This window comes from Flavobacterium sp., from assembly GCF_003525665.1.
In the GTDB taxonomy this organism is placed as follows: Bacteria; Bacteroidota; Bacteroidia; order Flavobacteriales; family Flavobacteriaceae; genus Flavobacterium.
In genome coordinates this window covers 5,487-10,775 of sequence record NZ_DQDX01000078.1, presented here as the reverse complement: position 1 = coordinate 10,775, position 5,289 = coordinate 5,487, and the positions used below count along the sequence as shown (strand labels likewise).

Below are 5,289 nucleotides of genomic sequence, written 5' to 3'. Positions count from 1 at the left end.
GGTTGCGGTTGCAATTAAAATTTTAGATATCAGATTTCAGATGGCAGATTTTAGCTAAAAATTATTCTTCTTTCGAAATCTTTTTTACAACAATACATTATACAACAAAAAAAATGCAATACAGAATAGTAATTTTATTTTTACTCCTTTCGAGTTTATCTTTTTCACAAGAGAAAGACTCAACTGTAGTTTTCAAAAAAAGAGTTTTAGAAAGTACCGAAGTAGATTTCTTGGCGAGTTATTACAAGCAAGACGGATTACATTCGGCGGTTTCTGGCGGAATTGGATCTGAAAAATTAACCGATATTGCTACCAATATTATAGTTGCAATTCCAATGAACGACGACGATATTCTTACGGTCGACGCTGGAATTTCAGCATATACTTCGGCTTCTTCAAGTAATATCAATCCATTTGATTCTAATAAACCCAATCCTTGGCAAGCATCATCTGGTGCATCGGCTCAAGATGCATTGGCTTCATTAGTAGTAAATTACAGTCACAGTAGCGATGATAGAAATTTTATTTGGAATGCAGATGTTTCTGTTTCAAGTGAATATGATTATTTTTCATTAGGTTTTGGTGGCGGAATTACTAAATTATTCAACAACAAAAATTCGGAAATTTCATTAAAAGGAAACGCTTATTTAGATACTTGGCAACCTATTTATCCAATAGAATTTAGAGATAATTTACCAACAGTTTATGATCAAACTGGTGCCGTTTCTAATTTATACAATCCGAATTTTATTTCTTGGACATCGAAAGCTAGAAATTCGTTCTCGGCATCGGTTAGCTTTTCTCAAGTAATCAATAAAAAATCGCATTTTTCTGTTTTCTTTGATGTCTTGCAGCAACAAGGTCAATTGTCTTCACCTTATCACAGAATGTATTTTGCAGACAAGGATAATTTCTATGTTGGTGATCCACAGTTTATTCCAAATTATCAAAGTGAAACCAACAAAGGCGCTTATCAATTAGCCGATGCAATCGAAAAATTACCAGATACTAGATTTAAATTACCATTTGGATTACGTTACAATTATTACCTAAACGAAACTGTAAGTTTTAGAACCTATTACAGATTTTATACTGATAATTGGGATGTACAATCGCATACTGCGAGTATTGAAATTCCGTTTAAAATATCAAGTAAATTCACTTTATTTCCAATGTATCGTTATTATACTCAAACTAAATCGAAGTATTTTGCTCCATACGAAACCCATTTGTCAACAGAAAAATTCTTTACATCTGATTTTGATTTGTCCGATTTTGACGCACATCAATATGGCCTTGGATTTACCTATACCGATATTTTTACAAGTTCTAAAATTTGGAAATTCGGATTAAAAAATATCGATTTTAGATTCAATCATTATGATAGAAGTGATGGTTTAAATGCCAATATTGCCACTGTCGGATTTAAGTTTGTAATGCAATAACAATGAAGATTTTAATAGTAGAAGATGAAGTAGGAATTTCTAATTTTTTAAAACAAGGATTAGAAGAAGAAGGCTATGAAATTAGCTTGGCTTTCAATGGATTTGAAGGTTTAGAATTGGCGACAAACAATCAATTTGATTTAATTTTATTAGATTGGATGCTTCCAAAGTTACCCGGAATTGAAGTTTGCAAAGGTATTCGCGAAAAAAATAAAACCATTCCGATACTTTTTTTAACTGCAAAAGATACCGTTCAAGAAACTATTGAAGGACTAAAAGCTGGAGCTAACGATTATATCAAAAAGCCCTTCAGTTTTGAAGAACTTTTAGAACGTATTAAAATTCATTTTAGAATAAGTGATGGAGATGAAATTTTAACGCTTTCAGATATTAAAGTTGATTTAACAAAACATCAGATTTTTAAAGACGAAAAAGAAGTGTTTTTAACGCAACGTGAGTTTGAATTATTAGTATATTTGATACAAAATAAAGGCAAAGTCTGTACCCGAACTCAAATCATTGAAGATGTGTGGGATATCCATTTTGAATATGATACCGGAGTTATCGATGTGTTTATGAATGCAATCAGAAAAAAATTAAATCTTTCCAAAGAAGACGATTGCATCAAAACAATTCGAGGTGTTGGATACATTGCTAACTAAATTGTAAAAATCAATGACTCATACTGAAACGGCAATAAAAGCAACTTACTTTAGTATAATTAGTAACACATTATTAGCTATAATTAAAGGAATTGCTGGTTTTTTTGGAAATTCCTATGCACTAATTGCCGATGCAATAGAATCAACAACCGATATTTTTTCGTCGTTTTTGGTACTATTCGGATTAAAATATGCGAGTCGTCCTGCAGATGAAAATCATCCTTATGGTCATGGTCGTGCCGAACCTTTAATTACATTTCTTGTAGTTGGTTTTTTGATAACTTCGGCAACCATAATTGCTTACGAAAGCATCAATAACATTGGAACGCCACACGAATTACCAAAACCTTTTACTTTGATAATTCTTGGAGCAATTATTTTATGGAAAGAATTTTCGTTTAGAAAGGTCCTCAAGAAAAGTAAAGAAACCAATAGTTCATCTTTAAAAGCCGATGCTTGGCATCATAGAAGTGACGCAATTACATCGGTTGCAGCATTTATCGGAATTAGTATTGCTCTAATTTTAGGAAAAGGATACGAATCTGCCGATGATTGGGCTGCACTTTTTGCCTCTTTTTTTATTCTTTACAACAGCTATCTAATATTTAGACCTGCACTTGGTGAAATTATGGATGAACATTTATACGATGATTTAGTAGCAGAAATTAGAGTAGAATCGTTAAAAGTTAAAGGAGTAATTGATACCGAAAAATGCTTTATAAGAAAAGCCGGAATGAAATACCACGTTGATTTACATGCTGTTGTAGATGGAACAATTTCGGTTAAAGAAGGACATGATATTGCTCATTTACTCAAAGACACATTGCGACACGAATTACCGCAACTCGGTCATGTTTTAATTCATATTGAACCAAGTCATTAAAATGTTTAAATTTTCATTTAAAAATAGAATCGCTTTTAATTACATTTTGAGTACGGCTTTGCTCATTGCATTTGTATTTATTATAATTTATCAAGTAATCTATTTTAGTGTAAACGAACATATTAATGAAGAGATTTTTGAAGAACTTGAAAAACATTTGGATGATGTTGAAATCGATTCTAATGAAACCTATCTAATTCAAGTAGATCAATGGAAAGCTAGAGAACATAATACTATCAATGTTAATCCAGTTTTTGTTCAGTTTTACGATAATAATAAAAAACTTATCGATAAATCTCCTAATTTAAAAAGTACCAATTTAATTTTATCGAATGATTCAAACAATAATAAATATATTGAATCAACATTAAACGGAATACCGATTCGACAAATACAAACTGCCATAATCAATAATGATAAAATTGTGGGTTATGCTGTTGTTGCAATGTCTCTCAATGATTTAGAAATTATTCTTATTCTAAAGAAAATACTCCTAATTTCCTATCCGTTAATATTAATTGTTTTATTTCTTATCGCCCGATTTTTTGCAGGAAGAAGTATTAAACCTGTAACAAATATTATTAAAACATCGAGTTTAATAACGAAAGATAATTTGAATTCCAGGATTGACTTGCCTCATAACAAAGACGAATTGTTTGTACTTTCCAAAACTATAAATGATTTATTAGATCGAATAGAAGATGCCATTGAACGCGAAAAACAATTTACATCTGATGCTTCCCATGAACTGAGAACTCCATTAGCTGTAATAAAAGGAACACTTGAAGTTTTAGTACGTAAACCACGTGAAAAACAAGAGTATGAAGAAAAAATAAATTTCTGTGTAAATGAAGTTGATCGTTTAAATAATTTAGTTGATGAGTTACTTTTACTAGCTCGATTTGAAAATCAGAAACAGAATAATAAAATCGAAAATGTATATCTAAACGCTATAATTCTAGACAGTTTATCGCGATATTCTGAAAAAATTAAAGTCAATAATTTGACAATTACCTCTCATTTCAACCAAGAATATTACATTCAATCTGATTATTATTTGATTTCAATTATTGTTGGAAATTTGGTTTCTAATGCAATTAAATATTCCAATCAAAATGGAAAAGTCGAAATAAATTTAGAAAAAAAAGATTCTAGAACGATTTTAACCATATCAAATACTGGACATGGAATTCACGAAAAAGATTTAGATAAAATTTTCAACTCTTTTTACCGCGCTGATAATTCTAATAATCCTGAAATAAAAGGAACTGGTCTAGGTTTATCAATCGTAAAACGACTTTGCGATTTATTATCGATTAGTATTGAAATTTCAAGTACTGAAACTAAAGGAACCATCTTATTTTTAAGTATTCCCTAATTTTATATTAAGTTTATCTTAAGCATTAATTTTATAGCTTACCTATCTTTGTAATAAGAAAAAGAACATAAAAATGCTTGAAAAAATAATCGCTTTTAGCTTAAAAAACAAACTAATAGTTTTATTACTTACTCTCGGAATTTTCGGATTCGGAGTATATTCTGTCTTTCAAATTTCAATTGGAGCAGTTCCTGATGTTACTAATAATCAGGTTCAAGTAATTACCACTTCAAGAAATCTTTCTACTCAAGACATTGAACAATTCATCACTTATCCTGTAGAAATTGAAATGGCAAACTTGCCAGGCGTTGTAGAAATTCGCTCTATTTCAAAATTCGGACTTTCAGTAGTAACGATCGTTTTTGATGACGATATGGGTTCGTATCTTCCAAGACAATTGATAGCTGAAAAAATAAAAACAGCTTCCGAAAAAATTCCACAAGGTTTTGGGACTCCAGAAATGGGTCCAATCACAACTGGTTTGGGTGAAATTTATCAATATGTTTTAGATGTAAAACCCGAATATAAAAACCAATATTCTGTAACCGATCTAAGAACCATTCAAGATTGGGTTGTAAAACGTCAACTATCAGGAATAAAAGGTGTTGTAGAAATAAATACTTGGGGTGGCTATTTAAAACAATATGAAGTAGCTATAAATTCATCTAAACTTAAAGCGATGAATATTTCAACTATTGATGTTTTCAATGCTTTAGAAAATAACAATAGCATAGCTGGTGGCGCTTACATTGAAAAGGTAAATCAAAGCTATTTTATTCGTGGAGAAGGAAAAGTAAAATCGCTTGAAGACATAGAAAATATTGTTGTTAAAAACGATAACGGAATTCCAGTTTATGTAAAAGATGTTTTGCAAATTGGTTTTGGAAGTGCCAATCGTTTTGGAGCAATTACAGGAAATGG

At 30.6% G+C, this 5,289-nt stretch carries 5 protein-coding genes; all 5 read left to right on the top strand.

The window, feature by feature from the left end; genetic code table 11:
* Positions 1-113 precede the first annotated feature (113 nt).
* On the top strand, positions 114-1,445 hold the full coding sequence (locus DIU01_RS05430) for a DUF3570 domain-containing protein (RefSeq protein WP_290832259.1): 1,332 nt from the start codon (positions 114-116) through the stop codon (positions 1,443-1,445).
* A gap of 2 nt (positions 1,446-1,447) precedes the next feature.
* Positions 1,448-2,107, top strand: a complete 660-nt coding sequence (locus DIU01_RS05425; RefSeq protein ID WP_290832257.1) for a response regulator transcription factor — start codon at positions 1,448-1,450, stop codon at positions 2,105-2,107.
* Positions 2,108-2,120: 13 nt separating this feature from the next.
* Positions 2,121-2,990: a cation diffusion facilitator family transporter gene (locus DIU01_RS05420; protein ID WP_290832255.1), complete on the top strand. Its 870-nt coding sequence runs from the start codon at positions 2,121-2,123 to the stop codon at positions 2,988-2,990.
* Between the two features lies 1 nt (position 2,991).
* Entirely contained in the window at positions 2,992-4,368 is a 1,377-nt protein-coding gene (locus DIU01_RS05415; protein WP_290832252.1) for a cell wall metabolism sensor histidine kinase WalK, read from the top strand.
* Between the two features lie 73 nt (positions 4,369-4,441).
* The coding region (locus DIU01_RS05410) for an efflux RND transporter permease subunit (RefSeq protein WP_290832250.1) at positions 4,442-5,289 on the top strand (848 nt) is incomplete at its 3' end.

Coding starts and splice junctions, on each gene's coding strand:
- DIU01_RS05415 (WP_290832252.1), top strand. CDS start 2,992: ATGTTTAAATTTTCATTTAAAAATAGAATCGCTTTTAATTACATTTTG.
- DIU01_RS05430 (WP_290832259.1), top strand. CDS start 114: ATGCAATACAGAATAGTAATTTTATTTTTACTCCTTTCGAGTTTATCT.
- DIU01_RS05425 (WP_290832257.1), top strand. CDS start 1,448: ATGAAGATTTTAATAGTAGAAGATGAAGTAGGAATTTCTAATTTTTTA.
- DIU01_RS05420 (WP_290832255.1), top strand. CDS start 2,121: ATGACTCATACTGAAACGGCAATAAAAGCAACTTACTTTAGTATAATT.